23 protein-coding genes and 1 pseudogene are annotated in these 19,244 nt (G+C 75.2%); 8 read left to right on the top strand and 16 right to left on the bottom strand.

Going from position 1 to position 19,244, the window contains the following annotated elements:
- Together IH44_RS0133840 and IH44_RS0133835 are read right to left on the bottom strand one after the other, a co-directional pair.
- Nucleotides 1-269: pseudogene (locus IH44_RS0133840) on the bottom strand (hypothetical protein); the annotation flags it as partial.
- 235 nt (nt 270-504) lie between these two features.
- Nucleotides 505-1,584, bottom strand: a complete 1,080-nt coding sequence (locus IH44_RS0133835) for a cation diffusion facilitator family transporter (protein WP_030463638.1) — start codon at nt 1,582-1,584, stop codon at nt 505-507.
- Between the two features lie 512 nt (nt 1,585-2,096).
- Here IH44_RS0133835 and IH44_RS0133830 point away from each other — a divergent pair.
- Entirely contained in the window at nt 2,097-2,735 is a 639-nt protein-coding gene (locus IH44_RS0133830) for a hypothetical protein (RefSeq protein WP_030463637.1), read from the top strand.
- A 121-nt stretch (nt 2,736-2,856) separates the two neighbouring features.
- Complete coding sequence (locus IH44_RS0133825) at nt 2,857-3,945, top strand: Ku protein (protein WP_030463636.1); 1,089 nt, start codon at nt 2,857-2,859, stop codon at nt 3,943-3,945.
- 65 nt (nt 3,946-4,010) lie between these two features.
- Here the strand turns inward: IH44_RS0133825 and IH44_RS0133820 are convergent, their stop codons facing one another.
- The 10 genes from IH44_RS0133820 to IH44_RS46910 are packed head-to-tail and all read right to left on the bottom strand — an operon-like array spanning nt 4,011 to nt 9,652.
- Nucleotides 4,011-4,295 carry a gas vesicle protein K gene (locus tag IH44_RS0133820; protein ID WP_030463635.1) on the bottom strand — a complete coding sequence of 95 codons (285 nt, stop codon included), beginning with the start codon at nt 4,293-4,295 and terminating at the stop codon, nt 4,011-4,013.
- Nucleotides 4,292-4,564 (bottom strand): gas vesicle protein, encoded by a 273-nt coding sequence (locus tag IH44_RS41845; RefSeq protein WP_035957233.1) that lies wholly within the window; start codon nt 4,562-4,564, stop codon nt 4,292-4,294. Before IH44_RS41845 ends, IH44_RS0133820 begins: the two co-directional genes overlap by 4 nt.
- A complete protein-coding gene (locus tag IH44_RS0133810; protein WP_030463633.1) occupies nt 4,561-5,361 on the bottom strand; it encodes a GvpL/GvpF family gas vesicle protein in 801 nt (266 codons plus the stop codon). The genes IH44_RS41845 and IH44_RS0133810 overlap by 4 nt, the downstream gene beginning before the upstream one ends.
- On the bottom strand, nt 5,358-5,831 hold the full coding sequence (locus IH44_RS0133805; protein ID WP_051817871.1) for a gas vesicle protein: 474 nt from the start codon (nt 5,829-5,831) through the stop codon (nt 5,358-5,360). Before IH44_RS0133805 ends, IH44_RS0133810 begins: the two co-directional genes overlap by 4 nt.
- On the bottom strand, nt 5,828-6,376 hold the full coding sequence (gene gvpO, locus IH44_RS44840; RefSeq protein WP_081967297.1) for a gas vesicle protein GvpO: 549 nt from the start codon (nt 6,374-6,376) through the stop codon (nt 5,828-5,830). The genes IH44_RS0133805 and gvpO overlap by 4 nt, the downstream gene beginning before the upstream one ends.
- Before the next feature lie 3 nt (nt 6,377-6,379).
- Nucleotides 6,380-6,622, bottom strand: coding sequence for a gas vesicle protein GvpG (locus tag IH44_RS0133795; protein ID WP_030463630.1), 243 nt, complete (start codon nt 6,620-6,622; stop codon nt 6,380-6,382).
- Nucleotides 6,613-7,464: a GvpL/GvpF family gas vesicle protein gene (locus IH44_RS0133790; RefSeq protein ID WP_030463629.1), complete on the bottom strand. Its 852-nt coding sequence runs from the start codon at nt 7,462-7,464 to the stop codon at nt 6,613-6,615. Before IH44_RS0133790 ends, IH44_RS0133795 begins: the two co-directional genes overlap by 10 nt.
- Nucleotides 7,461-7,898 carry a gas vesicle protein GvpJ gene (gene gvpJ, locus IH44_RS0133785; RefSeq protein WP_030463628.1) on the bottom strand — a complete coding sequence of 146 codons (438 nt, stop codon included), beginning with the start codon at nt 7,896-7,898 and terminating at the stop codon, nt 7,461-7,463. The genes IH44_RS0133790 and gvpJ overlap by 4 nt, the downstream gene beginning before the upstream one ends.
- A gap of 5 nt (nt 7,899-7,903) precedes the next feature.
- Nucleotides 7,904-8,995, bottom strand: coding sequence for an SRPBCC family protein (locus tag IH44_RS0133780; RefSeq protein ID WP_051817870.1), 1,092 nt, complete (start codon nt 8,993-8,995; stop codon nt 7,904-7,906).
- Nucleotides 8,996-9,652, bottom strand: a complete 657-nt coding sequence (locus IH44_RS46910) for a hypothetical protein (RefSeq protein ID WP_051817868.1) — start codon at nt 9,650-9,652, stop codon at nt 8,996-8,998.
- 191 nt (nt 9,653-9,843) lie between these two features.
- Between IH44_RS46910 and IH44_RS0133770 the strand changes: the two genes are divergently transcribed.
- From IH44_RS0133770 to IH44_RS0133760, 3 genes are all read left to right on the top strand, one after another.
- A complete protein-coding gene (locus tag IH44_RS0133770) occupies nt 9,844-10,125 on the top strand; it encodes a DUF6479 family protein (RefSeq protein WP_063759736.1) in 282 nt (93 codons plus the stop codon).
- 126 nt (nt 10,126-10,251) lie between these two features.
- The gene (locus IH44_RS0133765; protein ID WP_157852555.1) at nt 10,252-10,677 is read left to right on the top strand and encodes a hypothetical protein; all 426 of its coding nucleotides are present in this window, start codon (nt 10,252-10,254) and stop codon (nt 10,675-10,677) included.
- Nucleotides 10,678-10,680: 3 nt separating this feature from the next.
- The gene (locus IH44_RS0133760) at nt 10,681-11,910 is read left to right on the top strand and encodes a PP2C family protein-serine/threonine phosphatase (protein WP_030463623.1); all 1,230 of its coding nucleotides are present in this window, start codon (nt 10,681-10,683) and stop codon (nt 11,908-11,910) included.
- Between the two features lie 130 nt (nt 11,911-12,040).
- Here the strand turns inward: IH44_RS0133760 and IH44_RS0133755 are convergent, their stop codons facing one another.
- Nucleotides 12,041-12,211 carry a hypothetical protein gene (locus IH44_RS0133755; RefSeq protein WP_030463622.1) on the bottom strand — a complete coding sequence of 57 codons (171 nt, stop codon included), beginning with the start codon at nt 12,209-12,211 and terminating at the stop codon, nt 12,041-12,043.
- Between the two features lie 87 nt (nt 12,212-12,298).
- Nucleotides 12,299-14,512: a catalase gene (locus IH44_RS0133750; RefSeq protein ID WP_030463621.1), complete on the bottom strand. Its 2,214-nt coding sequence runs from the start codon at nt 14,510-14,512 to the stop codon at nt 12,299-12,301.
- Nucleotides 14,513-14,692: 180 nt separating this feature from the next.
- Between IH44_RS0133750 and IH44_RS0133745 the strand changes: the two genes are divergently transcribed.
- Genes IH44_RS0133745 through IH44_RS0133735 form a run of 3 tightly spaced genes read left to right on the top strand, consistent with a single transcriptional unit; the run spans nt 14,693 to nt 17,650 of the window.
- On the top strand, nt 14,693-15,655 hold the full coding sequence (locus IH44_RS0133745; RefSeq protein WP_030463620.1) for an SDR family oxidoreductase: 963 nt from the start codon (nt 14,693-14,695) through the stop codon (nt 15,653-15,655).
- Nucleotides 15,656-15,679: 24 nt separating this feature from the next.
- A complete protein-coding gene (locus IH44_RS0133740) occupies nt 15,680-16,867 on the top strand; it encodes a Zn-dependent alcohol dehydrogenase (protein WP_030463619.1) in 1,188 nt (395 codons plus the stop codon).
- 60 nt (nt 16,868-16,927) lie between these two features.
- Nucleotides 16,928-17,650 carry a Mut7-C RNAse domain-containing protein gene (locus IH44_RS0133735; protein WP_030463618.1) on the top strand — a complete coding sequence of 241 codons (723 nt, stop codon included), beginning with the start codon at nt 16,928-16,930 and terminating at the stop codon, nt 17,648-17,650.
- Between the two features lie 34 nt (nt 17,651-17,684).
- Here the strand turns inward: IH44_RS0133735 and IH44_RS0133730 are convergent, their stop codons facing one another.
- Together IH44_RS0133730 and IH44_RS0133725 are read right to left on the bottom strand one after the other, a co-directional pair.
- The gene (locus IH44_RS0133730) at nt 17,685-18,647 is read right to left on the bottom strand and encodes a TIGR03557 family F420-dependent LLM class oxidoreductase (protein ID WP_030463617.1); all 963 of its coding nucleotides are present in this window, start codon (nt 18,645-18,647) and stop codon (nt 17,685-17,687) included.
- Between the two features lie 27 nt (nt 18,648-18,674).
- Complete coding sequence (locus tag IH44_RS0133725) at nt 18,675-19,157, bottom strand: hypothetical protein (protein WP_030463616.1); 483 nt, start codon at nt 19,155-19,157, stop codon at nt 18,675-18,677.
- Between the last annotated feature and the right edge of the window lie 87 nt (nt 19,158-19,244).

Raw genomic sequence — 19,244 nt, 5'->3', positions numbered from 1 at the left:
GTGGTGCCCCCGGGCCGGGCGGGGGGACGGGCGGGCGGGCCGCCGTTGGCCCGGTGCCGGCCGACGGAGCGGCCGGCGGGGGCCGGGGTCTCCTGGTGGGGGGCGCCCTCCAGGTGCTCCTCGGCGGCGGCGGAGGCCGGCGGTCGGGGTGTCCGGGTCTGGGCCTGGGCGGCCGACGGCCCGGCGGTGAGGACGGTGAGCACGGCGGCGAGGAGGGCGGCCAGCAGGACGACGAGGCGTCCGCCCCGTGTCGTCCGCCGCCCGGTCATCGCCGCCTCCCCCGGCGTCCGCCCGATCCGGCCGCCGTTCCGTCCGTTCCAGCTTACGTACGGACCGTCACCGCGTACTGGTTTTCCGGAGATTCAACGGCGAGTAAAACCCGCTGGTAGAACGGAATGTGACGGTCCGTCAGCGCGTTCGGGCGGCGCACGGTCCGGCGCGGGCGCTCACCCTGCGTGGCACGGGTCGGCACGGACCGGCGCACGCGCGGGCGGGCGGGCCGGTTCAGTGGGCGTGGGGTTCCTCGCGGTGGACGGCGCCGTGCGGTTCGGCGCAGTGGCCGTCCGGATGGCTCGGGGCGGCGGCGCCGACGGTGAGCAGCTCGGCGGCGGCGTGGTCGACCTGGAGGGTGGTGTGGGTGATGCCGTCGCGGGCGGCGAGTTCGCGTTCGAGGTCCTCGCGCACCGCGTGGCAGTCCCGCTCGGGCGCGACCAGGACGTGCGCGGCCAGCGCGGTCTGGCCGGAGGTGATCTGCCAGACGTGCAGGTCGTGGACCTCGACGACACCGGGCCGGGCGACCATGGCGTCGCCGATCGCGTCGGGGTCGACGCCGGCCGGGGCGGCCTCCAGGAAGATCCGGCCGGACTCCTTGAGCAACCCGCACCCGGCCTTGACCATCAGCACCACGACCACCAGCGAGACGATCGCGTCGGCCCGGGCGAAGCCGGTGGTCAGCACGACCAGGCCGGCCACGGCGGTGGCGACGAACCCGAACAGGTCGTTCAGGACGTGCTGGTAGGCGCCCTCGACGTTCAGCGAGGTGCGGTTGGCCCGGGAGAGGCACCAGGCCGCGGCGACGTTCACCGCGATGCCCGCCAGCGCCGTGAACAGCACCGGCGCACCGGACACCGCCGGCGGGCTGATCAGCCGCTCCACCGCCTCGTACGTCAGCCAGGCCGCCAGCAGGATCAGCGTCAGCCCGTTGGCCTGGGCGGAGAGGATCTCCGCCCGCTTGAGCCCGAAGGTGAACCCGCCCCGGGCCGGCCGGGCCGCCAGCCGCATCGCCACCAGGGCCAGCACGATCGAGGCCGCGTCGGTCAGCATGTGCGCCGCGTCCGACAGCAGCGCCAGCGAGCCGACGGCCAGGCCGATCGACACCTCCACCGCCATGTAGCCGCAGATCAGCGCGAGCGCGGCGGCCAGCCAGCGCCGGTCGGCGTCGGCCGCCACCCCGTGCGCGTGCCCGTCGTGCCCGTCGTGCCCGCCGCCGCCGTGGTCGTGACCGCCGTGCCCGTGGCCGTGGCCGTGGTCGTGCCGGTCGGCCCCGCCCCGCCCGCCGTGCCCGTGGTCGTGCTCCGCACCCATGGCCCTGCCCTCCCCGTCCCGCTCGTTCGACGCGGGGAAGTGAAGCGCACCGCCGCGCACCTTGGCAAAGGCTGCACCGATGACGGTTTTCACCGGCGATAAGACCGCCCTGACCTGCGGGAACGCCGCCCACCGCGCTGCTGCACGCCCTGGTCCGTGCGCACGGCCCGCTGGGAACGGCAGCCGCGGACGCCCTTCCGGCCGGGGCCACGCGCTGCGCCGCCACCGCCGCCACCGCCGCCGGCACGGCCGGACCGCCGCCGGTGGGGACGGGGCGCCGCCGCGTCCGGCCGCCCGTCATCCGGCCGCGGTCCGCCGGGAGTTCGCCTGGCCGGACCACAGGAGGCCCCTGCCATCGCCGACACCGTTTCCCGTCCCGCCCTCCCCCGGCCCTTCGACCCGCTCGACCTGCCCGTGCGGGGTGGCGGGGCCCGGTCCGTGCGGGGTGGCGGGGCCGGGCCGGGGCGCCCACGGTGGTGAGGGGGTGCGGGGGGAAGGCGAGGTGGATCGGGATGACGACTCGGGCGACCGTCTCCGCGCTGCTCGACGGGTACGGCCGGACGTACGCCGAGGAGGCCGGGATCACGCTGCGCGACAAGCCCGCGCCGCTGTACCGGCTGCTGGTGCTCACCGTGCTGTGCTCGGTCCGGATCCGCGCCGACACGGCCACCGCGGCCGCCCGGGAGCTGTTCCGGGCCGGGCTGCGCACCCCGCGGGCGATGGCCGGCTCCGGCTGGCAGGACCGGGTGGACGCGCTGGGCCGGGCCCACTACGTGCGGTACGACGAGAGCACCGCGACCGCGCTCGGCGACGGGGCGCGGCTGGTGCTGGACCGCTGGCGCGGCGACCTGCGCCGGGCGGGGGCGGCGGCGGACGGCGACCCGGAGGCGCTGCGCGGCCTGCTGCGGGAGGTGCCGCGGATCGGCCCGGTCGGCGCGGACATCTTCTGCCGGGAGGCCCAGGCGGTGTGGCCCTGGCTGCGCCCGTCCTTCGACGCCCGGGTGTGCCGGACGGCCCGGGACCTGGGCCTGCCCGGCACGCCGCGCGGGCTGGCCCGGCTGGTGCCGCCGGAGGACTGCGCGCGGCTGGCGGCGGCGCTGGTCCGGGTGGGCCGGTCGGAACGTGCGGCGGCGCAGGTGCGGGCCGCGTGACACCCCGTCGGGCCCGGTCCCGGGTGTGGGCCGGGCCCGGACCGGGCAGCCGCGCGGCAGGAACGGGACGGCCCCGGGCGGCACGGCCGCGGACCGGGGCCGGCGGAGGAAGGTGAGCACGATGGCCAAGCCGGTGTGGAAGGGAACGCTGACGTTCGGGCTGGTGAGCCTGCCGGTGGCGCTGTACCCGGCGACCGAGTCCCACACGGTGCGCTTCCACCAGTTGCAGCGCGGCACCACCGACCGGGTGCGGCAGCGGCGGGTGAACGAGCGCACCGGCGAGGAGGTGCCGTTCGAGGACATCGTCAAGGGCTACGAACTCGCCGAGGGGCAGTACGTGGTGGTGGAGCCCGCCGAACTGGAGGAGATCTCCCCCGGGCGGTCCCGGACCATCGAGATCAACGGTTTCGCCGACCTGGCGGAGATCGATCCGGTCTTCTTCGACAAGACCTACTACCTGGGCCCCGCCGACCCCACGGCCGCGAAGGTCTACCAGCTCCTGGTCGAGGCGCTGGTCCACTCCCACCGGGCCGGGATCGCCGTGTTCTCGATGCGCGGCCGGGAGTACCTGACCGCGGTCGACTCCGCCGACGGGCTCCTCGAACTGCACACCATGCACTGGGCCGACGAACTGCGCGACCCGCAGCAGGAAGTCCCCGACCTGCCCGCCCGGCGGAAGGACTTCAACCGGACCGAACTCGCCACCGCCGAGCAGCTGATCGGCATGCTCGCCGTGGACTGGCACCCGGACGACTACCACGACACCTACGAGGAGCGGGTCAGGGCGCTCGTCGAGGCGAAGGCCGACGGCCGGGAGATCACCCTGTCCGCCGGGGCCGAACCCGAGGCCACCGAAGCGACCGAGCTGATGGACGTCCTGCGCCGCAGCCTCGACGAGGCCCGCGCGAAGGGCGGCGGCACCGGGCGCAGGAACGGAGGGGGCGGTGGCGGCCGGGGCCGGGCAGCGTCCAGAGGCGCCGCGGAGCCGAAGCGGGTCGCGGAGCCGAAGCGGGCCGCGAAGCCGGGGAAGGCCGGGGCGCAGGAGGCCGCGGAGGCGGTGGAGGACCTCGCTTCGCTCAGCAAGACCGAGCTCTACCGGCGGGCCGCCGCGCTCGGGGTCCCGCACCGGTCCACCATGACGCGCGACCAGCTGCAGTACGCGCTGAAGGCCGCCGCCCGCCCCCGCCGGAACCTCAAACGGGCCTCCTGAACCTCCTGAACCTCAAGCGGGCCTCCTGAGCGGCGGCCCGCCGCTCGGGGCGTCCGGCGCGGGCGTCACTCGGTGGAGAGCAGCGGGCCGAGCGGGCCGAGGTCGAGGTTCAGGTCCTCGGGGGTGAGGCCGAAGTGCTCCCGGAGTTCCGCCATCCGGTCCTCCAGGGCCATCAGGGTCAGGCCGAGCTCCTCGACCTGTTCGTCGTCGAGGTCGCCCTGGTCGATCCGGCGCAACGCCTGACGCTCCATCAACTGCCGGAGCAGTTCGACCACCGCGAGGACCAGCGCGGCGAGGTCCTGCCCGACCGCCTCGGGGTCGAGTTCCACCCGGCGCGGCCGCCCGTTCACGGTTCCCGCCCCCGTCCGGCGGCCGGTCCGACGGCCGGTTCGGCGGCCGGTTCGGCGGCGAGGGAGCGGACCGAGGCGATCAGGGCCCGCAGGCTGATCCGGACCAGGTCGACGTCCGCGATCGAGAGGGTGATCTCCCCTGCGATCACCACGCCGCCGGCCAGCACCCGGTCGAGCAGGTCGACCAGCGCGACGTTGCGCTGCCGCAGTCCGGAGTCGGGCTCGACGCCGGGTTCCGGGTGGGACGGGTACCGGTCCGGGGTGCTCACGGCGCGCCGTCCCCGGTCGGGAGGTCGACGAAGGAGTACGGGGGCCAGGGGCCGGTGAGCTCCAGCCGCAGGACGGGGGCGTGCTGCTCCCGCAGGTCGCGGACGGCACGGGCGAACCCGGCCTCCCGCGAACGGTGCACCAGGTAGGCGCCGTTGAGCAGCATCGGGTCGCGGACGCCGGTCGCCTCCGGGGGCTGCGGCGGGTGCTCGGTGCTGTGGTCGGCGAGGCCGGTCAGGGCCAGGTGGACCTGTCGGGCGCGGGCGGCGGCGTCCGCGAGGTCCCGGGTGTCCCGGTCGCGGGCGGCCCGGCGGCGCAGCAGGTAGGCGGTGCCCGGCCGGTCGTCGTCCGGCGGGCCGCCGGTGCCGGTGGCGGCCTCCGCCTCCGTGCGGGCCTGGTCCAGGCGGGCCTGGTCGAGGTGGGCCTTCACGCCCCACTCGGTGCGGTCGGCGACGCGGGCGAGGGCGGTCCGGAACGCGTCGGCGTGGGCCGTCAGCAGGGCGCGGACCCGGTCGTCGTCGCGGTACACCGTGCCGAAGCGCACCGGCAGGGCCCGGCCGGCGGTGGCGGAGACGACCCGGTGGTGGGCGCGGACCGCGGGTTCGAGCCACTGCGGGTCGCGGAGGCGGCGTTGCAGGGCGTCGGCGTCGAAGTCCGGGCCGGGCACCGATCCGACGACGGCGAGCAGGCCGCCGGCCCCGACCGTCCGGGGGTGTTCGCCGGCGACGCCGCCGGGGGTGTCCGGCGGGGGCGCTCCGGTGTCGGCGGGGGCGACCGCGTACAGCCAGGTGTAGGTCACGGCGCCTCCCGCTGCCGCCGGGTGCCGGTGCCCTTCCGGGCCGGGCGCTTCTTCGGCGGCTCGTCCGCCTGCCCCGGATCCGTGTCGGCGTCGGCGTCCGGGTCCGGCTCCAGCCCCGGGGCGGCGGTGTCCTGCGAGCGGGCGGCCTCGAGTGCGCCGAGGCGTTCGCGCAGTCGGCGGTTCTCCGCTTCGAGGTCCCGGCGGCGGTCGCCGGAGGAGAGGGTGGGGTCGTGCTCCCACCAGTCGATGCCCATCTCCCTGGCCTTGTCGACCGAGGCGACCAGCAACCGGATCCGGATCGTGAGCAGTTCGATGTCCAGCAGGTTGATCCGGATGTCCCCGGCGATCACGATGCCCTTGTCCAGCACGCGTTCGAGCAGGTCGGCCAGGTTGGCGGGCTGCGGGGCGGCGGAGGTGCCGGGGTACGCGGGGACCTCGCCGGTGCCGCGCCACGGGGTGGGGGTGTTCACGGCGGGTCCTCCTGGTCGGGGAAGCGTCCGCGGGGGTAGCGGCTCTCCCGGCGGTAGGCGAGCAGGTCCCCGTCGTGGTCGAGGTCCACCCGGTAGACGGCCAGGATGTCGGTGGAGTCGGGGATCCGGTGGCTCTCCACCACCTCGACGCCGATCCGCCAGCCGTCCTCGGTCCGTTCCACCGAGGTGACGCCTTCGGGGCTGCGCCCGGTCATCGCCCGGACCTGGGCGGCGGCCCGGCCGGCGGCCTCGGCGGCGCCGAGACCGGCCTTCTCCGCCCGGGCGGGCCGGTCTGACTGGTCGGACCGGGCGGGCCGGGCGGGCCGGGCGGACCCGGAACTGCGGGAGCGCGTCCGGTCGGTGTCTGCGGGTGCCTCGTCCTCGTCGGGGGGAGCTTCGCGTTCCCGGTCGTCGTCGGCGGCGGGGCGGCGGCGGGGCCGTGGTTCGGCTTCGGGGTCGCGTGCGGTGCGGCGGCGCGGCGCGGCGGTGGACGACGGGCTGCGGGTCGTACGGTCGCGGGGTTTGCGGGCGGCGGGCTCGGGCACGGTTCACACCTCCAGGCCCCCGGTCGGGGGCAGCAGCCGCCGGACCAGTTCGGCCTCCCGGTCGGCGGCCTCCTGCTCGCTGATCGTCCCCGCCTCCCGGGCGGCCTGGACCTCCCGCAGCCGGCGGCGGACGGCGGCCGGGTCGTTCAGCTCGTGCTCGGCCTGCTCCTGGAGCCGTTCGGCCACCCAGATGACGCCGCGGACGGGGGCGAGCGGCAGGGTGAGCAGGCCGGTGATCAGTCCCATGGCCGCGGTCCCGGCGCGTCGACGAGTCGCGCGGCGAAGTCGTACGGGGCGAGCGGGCCGAGCAGCCGGAGGTCGATCCGGCCCGCCCAGTCGGCGCCGAGCTCGTCCGTGGCGCGGGTGAACTCCGGCCACCGGTCGTCGGCCACCAGGAAGGAGGCGCCGACCGGCTGGTCGGCGGACGGGTCGGCGCGGACGGTCGCCACCGCGAGCGGGCCGAGCCGGGCGAGCAGTTCGTCGGCGCCGGCCCGGGCGCGGTCGGCGAGTTCCGCGGAGACGAGTTCGCCGAGCCGGATCCGCTGCGGACGGGAGGCGTCCTCGGGCAGCGCGGCGGTCTCCTCCCGCAGGCGGGCGATGTCCGGCCGCTGTTCGACGATCTCGCGCAGCACCGCCTCCTCGCGGTACGTGCCGCGGATGGTGAACTGGGCGAGCCCGGCCAGCCCCTCCAGCGCGGACCGGAAGCGCTCCCCCTGCGGGGCGAGCAGGTCGTCGGTGACGGCCGCCGGGTCGCGGACCACCGCGCCGAACCGGAACGGCAGGACGGCGGTGCGCCCGGCCGCGACCGCGTCGAGCACCCGGGCGTGGCCGATCAGGTCCTGGGGCGTGCCGAGCGGGCGCCGGGGGTCGATCTCGCTGACCAGGGCGGCCACGTCGCCGTGCCGCACCCGGCGCACCGGCTCCGGCGGGTCGCCGACGCCGACGAACCCGTCGGCTCCGGCAGCCTCGTCCGGGCCGGGGGCGTCGGCGGGGACGATCCCGTAGACGTAGCAGGCCCGGTCGGACGGGGTGGCGTCGGACGGGGTGGCGTCGGACGAGGTGGCGTCGGACGGGGTGGCGCTGCTCATCGTCCGTGCTCCTTCCTGGTCGGCCGGGCCCGGCGGCGGGGCCGCTGCTCGGGCTCCTCCTCGGGTTCTTCCTCGTCCTCCTCGTCGTCGCCCCCGCCGACCAGGTCGGACACCTTCTCCTTCACGCCTTCGAGCGCGCCGCGGGTCTTGTGCCGGGCGCCGCCCTCCTGCATGTCGTTCACCAGCTCCGGCAGTCCTTCGCTCCGGTCCTGGGTGATGTCCAGCCGGTTGACCGCTTCGGCGAAGCGCAGGTAGGTGTCCACGCTCGCCACCACGATGCGGGCGTCGATGGTCAGCAGTTCGATCCCGACCAGCGAGACCCGCAGGTAGACGTCGATGACCAGGCCCTTGTCCAGGATCAGGTCCACGACGTCCACCAGGCCGGACGGGGAGGGGCGGGAGGCGTAGCTGCCCGATCGCGGGGTGACGGTCACCGTTCTCACTTCTTCCGGGAGGAGGTCCGGCGGGAGCCGCGGCGGGCGGGCCGCTCCGGTTCGTCGCTCTCCTCCTCTTCCTCGTCGTCCTCGGCTGCGTACTCGTCGTCGCCTTCGTCCTCGTCGCCCTCGTCCTCGAACTCCTCGTCGTCGTCGGCCTCGGGCTCGTCCTCGTCGTAGCCGCCCTCGGCGTCCTCGTCGTCGTAGCCGTCCTCGTCCGGCTCGTCCTGGTCCTGGTCCTCTTCCTCCTGCACGGCGTCCTCGTGCGAGCGGACGACCTCGCCGTCGCGGATCTCGCCGCGCCAGCCCTCGACGGCGTCGGGGTCGAGGATCGTGCGGGTCATCACGTGGCGGCGGAAGTGCTTCAGTTCGAGCCGGGCGCGGCGGCCCTGGGCGCGCCACAGGTTGCCGGTCCGTTCGAACAGGCCCTGGGGGTGGTACTCGAGGACGAGCAGGATCCTGGTGAGGTTGGGGGCGAGCTCGTGGAACGTCACCACCCCGTCCGCCGAGCCCTTGTCGCCCTTGGAGCGCCACACGATCAGCTCGTCCGGGACCTGCTCGACGATCGTCGACTGCCAGGTGCGGTGCGAGAGGAAGATCCCGGCCTTCCAGTCGAGCTTCTGCTCGGAGGACTGGTCGACCTGTTCGACCCGCTTGGTGTACTTCGGGAAGTCCTGGAACTGCGTCCACTGGTTGTAGGCGACCCGGACCGGGACTCCGACGTCGATCTGCTCGACGATGTTGGTGACCTTGGTGTCCTTGCCGGCACCTCCGCCGCCGCCTCCCCCGCCGAGCTTGCCGGTCACGGCCTGCTTCAGCCCGGACGCGCCCGCGCCCAGCAGGGTCTTCGCCATGGAGCCGCCGCCCCCGCCCCCGTCACTGCCGTTGCCGTTCCCACTGCCGCTGCCGCCGTTGGCGACGTAGTCGACCAGCTTCTCGGTCATCGCGCCGACCTTGTCGCTCGCCGCGGCCGCCACGCGCTCCCCCAGCGCGGACACCAACTCCCGGCTCTGTTCCATCAGTTGCTCGGTGGGCAGGGCGTCGAGCACGCTGCCCGCGCCCGCTCCGTCGTCATCGGACCGCCTGGCCATCGCCATTCACCCCGTCCTCGTCTTCCTGGCCGGCGCGCGCTTGCCGGTGCTCTTCGTGCTCTTCGCACCGCCACCGCCGCTCCCGCCGCTGCTGCTCTTCCGGTCGGCTGCGGCTCTGCGCGGCGCTGCCGTCTTCTTCGCGGCGGTCGAGCGGGCGGGGCGTTTCGCGGCGCTGCTCGTACTGCGCGTGCTGCTCGTGCTGCTCGTGCTGCTCGTACGGGAGGTCCGGCGGCGCGGCGGCTCGGGCTCCTCCTCGTCCTCGCCCTCGGGCTCCTCGGGCTCCTCGTCCTCGGGCTCCTCCGGCTCCTCCGGTTCCTCGTCCGGTTCGGAGTCGTCCGGCTCCTCGTCCCGGTCGCGGGCGGCGGTGCGGTCGCGGACGGCGTCCGTCTGCTGCTGGAGGCGGTCGGTGAGCGAGCCCATCCGGTTGCTCGCGGCGGCCACGACGGCGTTCTTGCCGGCTTCCGTCAGGTCGCCCCTCATCTCGTCCACCAGGCCGCGCAACTGCGGTGAGGACTCGAGGAGTTGACCGATCAGGACACCGGGATTGGTGCTGATTCTCTTTCCGGCCGCCAGACCGGCCAGGGCGAGCGCCCAACGGGCCTTGTGCCAGCGCCCGAGGAAGTAGCCCCCGACCACGGCGGCTGCCAACTTCGAATTCTTCATGGGATTCCCCGAACAGGAGTCGGACCGGTCCTGGAGGCCGTTCCGCTTCGACAGGGGTACCGCCTACCCGGGCCCCCGGGAACGACACCCCGATATCGGGGCCTATCGGGCATTCATCCCGATTAGTCCGGGTAGGCGCTCCGCGTCGCGGGTCCGTACGAGCGGGCCCGCCGGAGCGGAAGGAGCAGGTCATGACGGTCGAGACGGTACTGGCGGCGGAGTCGAGCGGCCCGCCCCTCCTGGTGGTGATCATTCCGGCGCTGATCATCGCGGTCCTGCTGATCGGGGCGTTCGTCTGGGGCAGCCGGTGGTGGAACCGGCGCCGTCCCCCGGGGGGTCCGGGGCCGGCCGCTCGGCGGGCCGGTTCCTGGAGCACCCCGGAGGAGCGCGCCTCGGCGGAACACGCGCCGGAGGGAGAGGACCCGGGGCGGCCGGTTCCCCCGCGCGGCCCGGGCGGCCGTTCCGAGCGCTGATCGCCCGGGCGGCTGATCGATCCGGGCGGCTGACGGCCCGTTGAGGTCCGGATTGTCGGGCATACGTGCGACGTGTCCGGAGGCTTGCCAGGAGGCTTTCGAGGATCGAGGAGGCGATCAGCGGTGGTGGTGCTCTGTCTGGGGGTGGTGGCGGGCTACCTGCTCGGGGGGCTGCTGACCGCCCGGGCGGTCTTCCGGCGGGGGCGGGAGCGCTTCCTGCACAGAAACGGGACGCGGGCGGTCGACGCGCGGCGGGTCCGCACGTTCGAGCGGCAGGAGCGCCAGCAGACCGAGGCGTTCGCACTGTGCTCGGGCGCGCTGTGGCCGGTGGCGCTGCCCGTCCTGCTGCTGCACCGCCTGGTCGGGTCGGTGGCCCTGGACCGCGGGCGCCCCGGCGCCGCCGCCCGGCCGGACCCGGGGGCGGTGGCGGCCCGGATCGACGAGCTCGAACGCGAGCTGCGGCTGGGCCGCCACGGCGGGGCCGGGCCGGCGGAACGGTGTTCGGGGCCCCGGGCCGGTGGCGCGCCGAACCGGCGGGCGAGGTCGGTGTGAGCGATGCCCGACCGCACTCAGCCGCTGAACCTCGGTGAGCAGTTGCTGGAGCAGTTCCTGACCGCGGGCCGCACCCTCGACCCGCGGGACGCGCCCCGTTTCGCCGAGCAGTACACCCGGGCGCTCGGCCTCGGTTCGGCCGCCGTGTACCTGGCCGACATCCAGCAGCACCGCCTGGTCGCCCTGGCCCGGGGCCCGGACCTGCCGATCGACGGCACGCTGGCGGGGTGGACGTTCCGGACGGGTTCGATGCGGGTGGCCGAGGACACCGGGGCGGGGCTGGTGGCCTGGTTCCCGCTCACCGACGGGGCCGAGCGGCTGGGCGTGCTGGGGCTGCGCACGCCGGCCCTGGACCGGGAGGCGGTGCGCCGCTGCCGGCTGCTGGCCTCGGTGCTCGCCATGGTGATCACGTCCAAGCGGGACACCAGCGACAGCTACGCGCACGGCACCCGGGCGGACACCATGAGCCTGCCGTCGGAGATGCTGCGGGCCTTCCTGCCGCCGCGCACCGTCTGCACCGACCGGGCGATCTCCACCGCCGTCCTGGAGCCGGCCTACCGGCTGGGCGGGGACGCGTTCGAGCACTCGCTGGCCGACGGGGTGCTGCACGCCGCGGTGCTGGACGCGATGGGCCACGACCTGGCGTCCGGCCTGACCGCCGCGCTGGCGCTGGCCGCCTGCCGCAACGCCCGCCGCAACGGCGCCGACCTGCCGGACCTGGTCGACACGATCGACGAGGCGCTGCACACCTGGTTCCCGGACCGCTTCGCCACGGGCGTGTTCCTGCGCCTGGACATCGCCACCGGCACCCTGCACTGGGCCAACTGCGGACACCCGCACCCGCTGCTGATCCGCTCCGGCGAGGTGGTCCCGGGCGCGCTGGACGGCCCCGGAGAGCTGCCGCTGGGGCTGAGCCACTACACCGGCGCCGCGCGGAGCGCGCGGACCTTCTCGCTCAAGCCGGGCGACCGGCTGCTGATCTACACCGACGGGGTGGTGGACGCGAAGGGCGCCAACCACGAGTTCTTCGGCCTGGCCCGGTTCACCGACTTCGTGATCCGGGCCACCGGTGCCGGGGAGACGGCTCCGGAGACGCTGCGCCGGCTGATGCACGCGATCCTGGAGCACCAGGACGAGAACCTCACCGACGACGCCACCATCATGATGATCGAGTGGCAGCCGGACTCGCCGCCGCTGCTCGACAACACCCGTCCCCGCACCTCCCCTTGGTGAGTCACCTGGTGAGTCACCGCCCCTCGACGGTCAACTTGACGGTCAAGGGGCCCCGGACGCGCCGGCGGGGCGGAGGCTTTCCGCCTCCGCCCCGCCGGCCGGGTGGCCGGGTACCGGTACCGCGGTTCCGCTACCAGCGGTACCAACGTCCGCGGCCGCCGGTCGAGCTGGTGCTGCGGGCGATGAAGCCCACCAGCCAGATCACGAACACGACGATCGCCACCCACCAGAGGACCTTCACCGCGAAGCCCGCGCCGAACAGGATCAGGGCGAGGAGCAGGACCAGCAGAAGCGGAACCATGGGATGCCCTCCTTCATGTCGTTCTGTGTGGTTTCGTCCTGCGTCTGCCCGGCTGACGCCCGCTCATGCCGTCACGGGCGGGGGAATCTAGGCGGTGGGCGGCGGGAAGCGGTCCCAGACCCGGTGTCCGGCGAGCAGGTCCGCGACCTCGCGCAGGACCTGGACCGGGTCGGTGCCGAGGACGACGCCGGGGCCGTCCGCCGGGAGGCCGGCCGCGGTGAGGGCCTCGCGGGCGTCGCCCCAGCCGCCGATCGCCTTGGCGTGCCGCCAGGTCTCGTCGAGCAGCAGGGCCAGCCGGGGGTCGAGGGCGGTGTGCGGCCCGGCGGCGCGGGCGTCGCGGGCGGGGGCGGCGTCGGGGCCGGGGGCGGGGGCGCCGGCCAGCAGGACGGCGTCGAACTCGGTGGAGCGGGCGGTGGCGAAGCTGCGCTGCACCTCGGCCGGGTCGCCGCCGGTGGGGGCGACCACCAGCGGCACCAGGTCGGCGGCGAGGGCGGCGCGGCGGACGGCGTCGAGGGCGGCGGGGTCGGTGCCGGGTCCGGTGAGGATGCCCACCGTCCGTCCGGCGACCGGCCAGTCGCGGCCGAGCTGGGACAGCGCGGGGCTGGGCTCGGGGTCCGCCAGGTCGCCGCCTTCGGGCTCCGGGGCGGGCAGGCCGAGGCCGTCGGCGACCTGGGCGCACAGCCGGGCGTCGATCCGGGCCAGGACGCGCAAGGTGCGTTCGCGGACGGCGGGTTCGGTGCACTTGCCGAGCTCGAAGGAGTAGGCGTTGATGATGTGTTCCTGCTCGACGGGCGTCATGCTGAGCCAGAAGAGCCGGGCCTGCGAGAAGTGGTCGTCGAACGAGGCGGGCGCCGCCCGGACCTTCTCCGCCGCCGGGACGGGCTGCGGGTGCTCGACGAAGGCGCGCTCGTCGGCGCCGGCGAAGAACGGGCAGCCGCCGTCCAGCGAGTTGGGCTTGTAGGGGGCGGTGCCGGGGTGCACGGCGTCCTGGTGGAAGCCGTCGCGCAGCATGTCGTTGACCGGCGCGTGGGTGCGGTTGATCGGGATCTGCGCGAAGTTGGGGCCGCCGAGCCGGGTGATCTGGGTGTCCAGGTAGGAGAACAGCCGGCCGGCCAGCAGCGGGTCGTCCGTGATGTCGATGCCGGGCACCAGGTGGCCGGGGTGGAAGGCGACCTGCTCGACCTCGGCGAAGAAGTTGGTCGGGTTGGCGTGCAGGGTCATCAGGCCGAGCGGCTGCACGGGCGCCAGTTCCTCGGGCACGATCTTCGTCGGGTCGAGCAGGTCGATGCCCTCGAAGGTCTGCTCGGGGGTGTCGGGCATGACCTGGACGCCGAGCTCCCACTGCGGGTAGGCGCCGGCCTCGATGGCGTCGTACAGGTCGCGCCGGTGGTAGTCGGGGTCGGTGCCGCCGATCAGCTGGGCCTCGTCCCAGGTCAGCGAGTGGACACCGAGCTTGGGCTTCCAGTGCCACTTGACCAGGGAGGTGGAGCCGTCGGGGGCGACCAGCCGGAAGGTGTGGATGCCGAAGCCCTCCATCGTCCGGTAGGAGCGCGGGATGCCCCGGTCGGACATGTTCCACAGGGTGTGGTGGGTGGCCTCGGTGTGCAGCGAGACGAAGTCCCAGAAGGTGTCGTGGGCGGACTGCGCCTGCGGGATCTCCCGGTCGGGGTGCGGTTTGGCGGCGTGCACCACGTCCGGGAACTTGACCGCGTCCTGGATGAAGAACACCGGGATGTTGTTGCCGACCAGGTCGAAGACGCCTTCGCCGGTGTAGAACTTGGTGGCGAAGCCGCGGGTGTCGCGGACGGTGTCGGCGGAGCCGCGCGAGCCGAGCACGGTGGAGAAGCGGACGAAGACCGGGGTCCTGGCCCCGGCGGCGAGGAAGCCGGCCTTGCTGAGGCCCGCGCCCGCGCCGTAGCTCTCGAACACGCCGTGCGCGGCGGCGCCGCGGGCGTGCACGACGCGTTCGGGGATCCGCTCGTGGTCGAAGTGGGTGATCTTCTCGCGCAGGTGGTGGTCCTGGAGCAGGACGGGGCCGCGCGGTCCGGCCTTCAGCGAGTGGTCGGAGTCCGGCAGCCGGGTGCCCTGGGCGTTGGTGAGGTACGCGCCGTCCTGGGCGCGGAGCGGGCCGCTGTCGTCCTGCGGGCCGCGGCCGGTGGCCGAGAGGGGCGCGGGCGCGGCCTGGTCGGGTTTGGGCGGCAGCGGCGGGCGCGGCTCGACCGGCTCCTCGACCGCGGGTTCGCCGGCGCTCGGCGCGCCGGGGACGTCAGGCGTGCCGGACCGGGTGTCGTCGGCGCTCATGGGATGTCCTTCCGAGACGTGGGCGTGAACGGGTACGTCACCGACGCGGCTAACCAGCCGGAAACGAACGGAAACGGGTGAATACCCCCAGACATCTCTTATCCCCCGGTTTCCGGCTCCGCACCTCGGGCAGGCGCGGCGCAGTCGCGTACGGACGCGCACGGAGGAGAGGTGGCGGACGTGGCACGGACGGATCTCGCGGACCGGGCGGCGCTGGTCACCGGCGGGTCGCGCGGGCTGGGCCTGCTGGTCGCGGAGGAGTTGGCCCGGCGCGGCTGCCGGGTCGCGGTGTGCGCCCGGGACGGTGCCGAACTGGCTTTCGCGGAGCGGAGGTTGGGCCGGTTGACATCCCGGCGGGCGGCGCTGGAGTGCGACCTGTCGGTGCCGGGCGCGGGGCGGGCGGTGGCAGCGGAGGCGGCCGAGCGGCTGGGGCGCCCGCTGGACCTGCTGGTGAACAACGCGGGGGTGATCCAGGTCGGGCCGCTGGCGGCGCTGGGCGAGGAGGACTTCCGCGCTTCCTGGAACGTCATGCTGGCGGCACCGGTGGAGCTGGTGCTGGCGGTGCTGCCGGGGATGCGCGAGCGCGGCACGGGCTCGGTGGTGAACATCGCCTCGATCGGCGGGCTCGTCCCGGCGCCGCACCTGCTGCCGTACGTGACGGCGAAGGCCGCGCTGGCGGCGTTCTCCCGCGGGCTGCGGGTGGAGCTGGCGGGCAGCGGGGTGCGGGTGACCACGGTGGTGCCGGGGCTGATGCGGACGGGTTCGCACCGGGCGGCCCGGTTCTCCGGGCGGGCGCCGCTGGAGTACGCGTGGTTCGGCACGGCGGCGAGCGCGCCGCTGCTGTCGATGGACGCGGGCCGGGCGGCGCGCCGGATCGTGCGGGCCGCCGAGTGGGGGCGGCCGGAGCTGGTGCTGACCCCGGCGGCGAAGCTCGCGGTGCGCCTGCAGGGGGTGGCCCCGGCGTCGTTCGGGGCGCTGCTGGGCGCGGCGGGGCGGCTGCTGCCGGGCCCGGGGCGGGTCGCCGAGCACGACCTGCCGGGCACCGCGGCGGCCGGGCGCACCGGCCGGCTGGTGCCGCGGCTGACCGCGCTCGGCGACCGGGCCGGCCGGCACACCAACGAGCCCGGCCCGCAGGCGGGTTGACCCATCGAACGGAAGGAGCGCGTGATGCGCGCGGTGACCTGGCAGGGCAGGCGGGACGTCCGGGTGCAGGAGGTGCCCGATCCGGCGGTCGAGGACCCCTCGGACGTGCTGGTGGAGGTGAGTTCGACCGGGCTGTGCGGCTCCGACCTGCACCTGTACGAGGTGCTCGGGCCGTTCCTGGACCAGGGTGACGTCCTGGGCCACGAGGCGATGGGCACCGTCCGGAAGGTGGGCGGCGCGGTGCGCACGCTGAGCCCGGGCGACCGGGTGGTGGTGCCGTTCAACGTCAGCTGCGGCACCTGCCGGATGTGCGCGGGCGGGCTGCACTCGCAGTGCGAGACCACCCAGGTGCGCGAGTACGGCAGCGGCGCCGCACTGTTCGGCTACACCAAGCTGTACGGCCAGGTGCCGGGCGGGCAGGCCGAGTTGCTGCGCGTCCCGTTCGGCGACACGCTGCCGGTGAAGGTGCCGGACGGGCCGCCGGACGACCGGTTCGTGTTCCTCTCGGACGTGCTGCCGACGGCCTGGCAGGCCCTCGAGTACGCGGACGTGCCGGAGGGCGGCACGCTGCTGGTGCTGGGCCTGGGCCCGATCGGCGAGATGTGCGTGCGGATGGCGCTGCTGCGCCCGGGGGTGCGGCAGGTGATCGGGGTGGACCTGGTGCCGGAGCGGCTGCGGCGGGCCCGGGAGCGCGGCGCGGTGGTGCTGGACCTGAACGACCGGCCCGACCTGCTGCCGCAGACGGTGCGCGACCTGACCGACGGCCTCGGCCCGGACAGCGTGGTCGACGCGGTCGGCATGGAGGCGCACGGCTCCCCCGCCGCGACGGCGGCGCAGCGCGTCACCGGCCTGCTGCCGGACGCGCTGGCCCGGGCGCTGATGCAGCGGGCCGGGGTGGACCGCCTGCAGGCCCTGCACCTGGCGGTGGAGCTGGTCCGGCGCGGCGGCACCATCTCGGTGGCGGGCGTCTACGGCGGCGCGGCCGACCCGATGCCGCTGCTGACCATGTTCGACAAGCAGGTGCAGCTGCGGATGGGCCAGGCCAACGTGCGGCGCTGGACGGACGAGCTGCTGCCGCTGCTGACCGACGCCGATCCGCTGGGCGTGGACTCCTTCGCCACCCACCACCTGCCGCTGGACGAGGCGCCGGAGGCGTACGCGATGTTCCAGCAGAAGCGGGACGGCGCGGTCAAGGTGCTGTTCAAGCCCTGACCGCGCGGGCCGGGCCCCCGGGCAGGAAAACCGCTTGGCGGCCGCTGGCATGCTGGTGCCGTGGAGAGACCGGAGATCTGGATCGAGTTCGCCCCCGACCTGCACCCCTTCGTCGGCTCCCGGCACCGCGGCGGGCCCGCCGCGGTGCGGACCGACGGCACCTCGACGCTCGGGCACGTGGTCGAGTCGCTGGGCGTCCCGCTCACCGAGGTCGGCGAACTGCGGGTCGACGGCGCCCCCGTACCGGTCTCCCGGGTCGCCGGGCCGGGCGCGCGGGTCGCGGTGCTCGGGGTGACCAGGCCGCAGCGGCTGCCCGGGCCGGCCCGCTTCCTGCTCGACGTCCACCTGGGCACGCTGGCCCGCCGGCTGCGGCTGCTCGGCGTCGACGCCGCGTACGAGAACGTGGACATCGGCGACCCGGCGCTGGCCGCGCGGTCGGCCGCCGAGCAGCGGGTGCTGCTCTCCCGCGACCGGGGCCTGCTGCGCCGGCGCGAGCTGTGGGCCGGCGGCTACGTCTACAGCCACCGGCCGGCCGACCAACTGCGCGACGTGCTCTCCCGGTTCGCCCCGCCGCTGGCCCCGTGGACCAGGTGCACCGCCTGCAACGGCACGCTGCGCGCCGCCGCCAAGGAGGCGGTGCAGGGCCGGATCGAGAACGGGACCGAGCGCTCGTTCGACGTCTTCGCCCAGTGCGCGGACTGCGGCCAGGTCTACTGGCGCGGGGCGCACCACGCCCAGCTGGACGCGATCGTGGCGGCAGCCGTCGCCGAGTTCGGCGGCTGACACCCCCGCGCCCCGCCCCCGGCCCCGGTCCGGGTCAGGCGGCGCGCAGGGCGGGCAGCAGGTCGTGTTCGGCCCATTCGGCGAACGCGGGCTGGCTGTCGCCGCCGACCTGGATCAGGGCGAGTTCGTCGAACCCGGCCTCGGCGTAGGGGCGGACGGCTTCGAGGAAGTCCTCGACCCGGTCGCCGCAGGGGATGGAGCCGGCGACGTCCTCGGGGCGGACGTACTGGCTGGCGGCGGCGAAGCCGGCGGTGCCGGGGAGGTCGGCGTTGACCTTCCAGCCGCCGCCGAACCAGCGGAACTGGGCGTGCGCGCGTTCGACGGCGGCGTCCCGGTCGCGGTCGAAGCAGACCGGCACCTGGCCGACCGCGGGTTTGCCCGCGCCGCCCGCCCCGGCGAACGCGGTGAGCAGCTCGCGCTCGGGCTGGACGGCGATCGCCAGGTCGGCGAGCCGTCCGGCGGTGGCGCAGGAGACCGGGCCGGAGACGGCGACGCCGATCGGGGGCGGCTGCTCGGGCAGGTCCCAGAGTTTGGCGCCGTCGACCTGGTAGTGCCGTCCGTGGTGGGTGACGTACCCGCCGGCGAACAGTGCCCGGATGATCTCCACGGCCTCGGCCAGCATCTCCTGGCGGACCGCGACGGGCGGCCAACCGCGGCCCACCACGTGCTCGTTGAGGTTCTCGCCGCTGCCCAGCCCGAGCCGGAACCGCCCTTCGGAGAGCAGCTGCACGGTGGCGGCCTTCTGCGCCACCACCGCCGGGTGGTAGCGGACGGTGGGGCAGGTCACGTACGTCATCAGCGGCAGTTCGGCGGTGGCCTGGGCGGCCGCGCCGAGCACCGCCCAGGCGTAGGGGGCGTGGCCCTGTTCGTCCAGCCAGGGGAAGTAGTGGTCGGAGATCACCGCGAAGTCGAACCCGGCCCGTTCGGCGCGCACCGCGTCGGCGACCAGGTCGCGCGGGCCGCGCTGCTCCGTCATGAGGGTGTATCCGATGCGCATGTCTGCCTCCTGGCAGGGCGGTTGGGGTCAGCTCGCGGTCAGCAGTTGCGGGGCGAGCGTCTTGATCAGGGTGTTGGTCCAGCGCATCTGGCGGAGCGTCTGCGGGTGGCAGCGGCTCGCCAGGTCGAGGAGTTCGCCGTCCCGGCCGGCCTGCGCGGCCTGGGCGAGCATCTCCCAGTGCAGCGAGTTGCGGCTCGCGGCGAGGTGCAGGGCGGTCAGCGCCTCCAGCGGGCCGGGCAGGCCGTCGGGGCGCGGGGCGAGGTCCTCGGCGGCCTTGCGGCGCAGCCGGGTGAGGGCGGCGGGGTCGCGGTCGGCGGGCAGGTGCAGGCCGCGGTCGGCGGCGGTGGCGGCGATCAGGCGGGCGTGTTCGGCGGACCAGCGGGCGGTGTCGGTGGCGACGTGGTGGAACTCGTGTTCGGCGCGGTGGTCCTCGGCGGCGGCCAGCAGGTCGTCGTGCAGGGCGAGTTCGCCGTCGTGCAGGGTGCGCAGGACGGTTTCGACGGGGTTCACGGGGTGGCCTCCGGGGCGGGGTCGGGCCGCTGGTCGGCGAGCGCGTCGGGGCCGCCGGTGGTGGGGGGTGCGGCGGCGGGGTCGGCG

The organism is Kitasatospora sp. NRRL B-11411, from assembly GCF_000721345.1.
Taxonomy (GTDB): Bacteria; Actinomycetota; Actinomycetes; order Streptomycetales; family Streptomycetaceae; genus Kitasatospora; species Kitasatospora cineracea.
This window is presented reverse-complemented; position numbering and strand designations above follow the sequence as displayed.

Bases quoted from the DNA above. Each gene is read 5' to 3' on its own strand.
- IH44_RS0133835 (WP_030463638.1), bottom strand. From the start codon at position 1,584: ATGGGTGCGGAGCACGACCACGGGCACGGCGGGCGGGGCGGGGCCGAC.
- IH44_RS0133830 (WP_030463637.1), top strand. From the start codon at position 2,097: ATGACGACTCGGGCGACCGTCTCCGCGCTGCTCGACGGGTACGGCCGG.
- IH44_RS0133825 (WP_030463636.1), top strand. From the start codon at position 2,857: ATGGCCAAGCCGGTGTGGAAGGGAACGCTGACGTTCGGGCTGGTGAGC.
- IH44_RS0133795 (WP_030463630.1), bottom strand. From the start codon at position 6,622: ATGGGACTGATCACCGGCCTGCTCACCCTGCCGCTCGCCCCCGTCCGC.
- IH44_RS0133790 (WP_030463629.1), bottom strand. From the start codon at position 7,464: ATGAGCAGCGCCACCCCGTCCGACGCCACCTCGTCCGACGCCACCCCG.
- IH44_RS0133780 (WP_051817870.1), bottom strand. From the start codon at position 8,995: ATGGCGATGGCCAGGCGGTCCGATGACGACGGAGCGGGCGCGGGCAGC.
- IH44_RS46910 (WP_051817868.1), bottom strand. From the start codon at position 9,652: ATGAAGAATTCGAAGTTGGCAGCCGCCGTGGTCGGGGGCTACTTCCTC.
- IH44_RS0133770 (WP_063759736.1), top strand. From the start codon at position 9,844: ATGACGGTCGAGACGGTACTGGCGGCGGAGTCGAGCGGCCCGCCCCTC.
- IH44_RS0133760 (WP_030463623.1), top strand. From the start codon at position 10,681: ATGCCCGACCGCACTCAGCCGCTGAACCTCGGTGAGCAGTTGCTGGAG.
- IH44_RS0133755 (WP_030463622.1), bottom strand. From the start codon at position 12,211: ATGGTTCCGCTTCTGCTGGTCCTGCTCCTCGCCCTGATCCTGTTCGGC.
- IH44_RS0133750 (WP_030463621.1), bottom strand. From the start codon at position 14,512: ATGAGCGCCGACGACACCCGGTCCGGCACGCCTGACGTCCCCGGCGCG.
- IH44_RS0133740 (WP_030463619.1), top strand. From the start codon at position 15,680: ATGCGCGCGGTGACCTGGCAGGGCAGGCGGGACGTCCGGGTGCAGGAG.
- IH44_RS0133730 (WP_030463617.1), bottom strand. From the start codon at position 18,647: ATGCGCATCGGATACACCCTCATGACGGAGCAGCGCGGCCCGCGCGAC.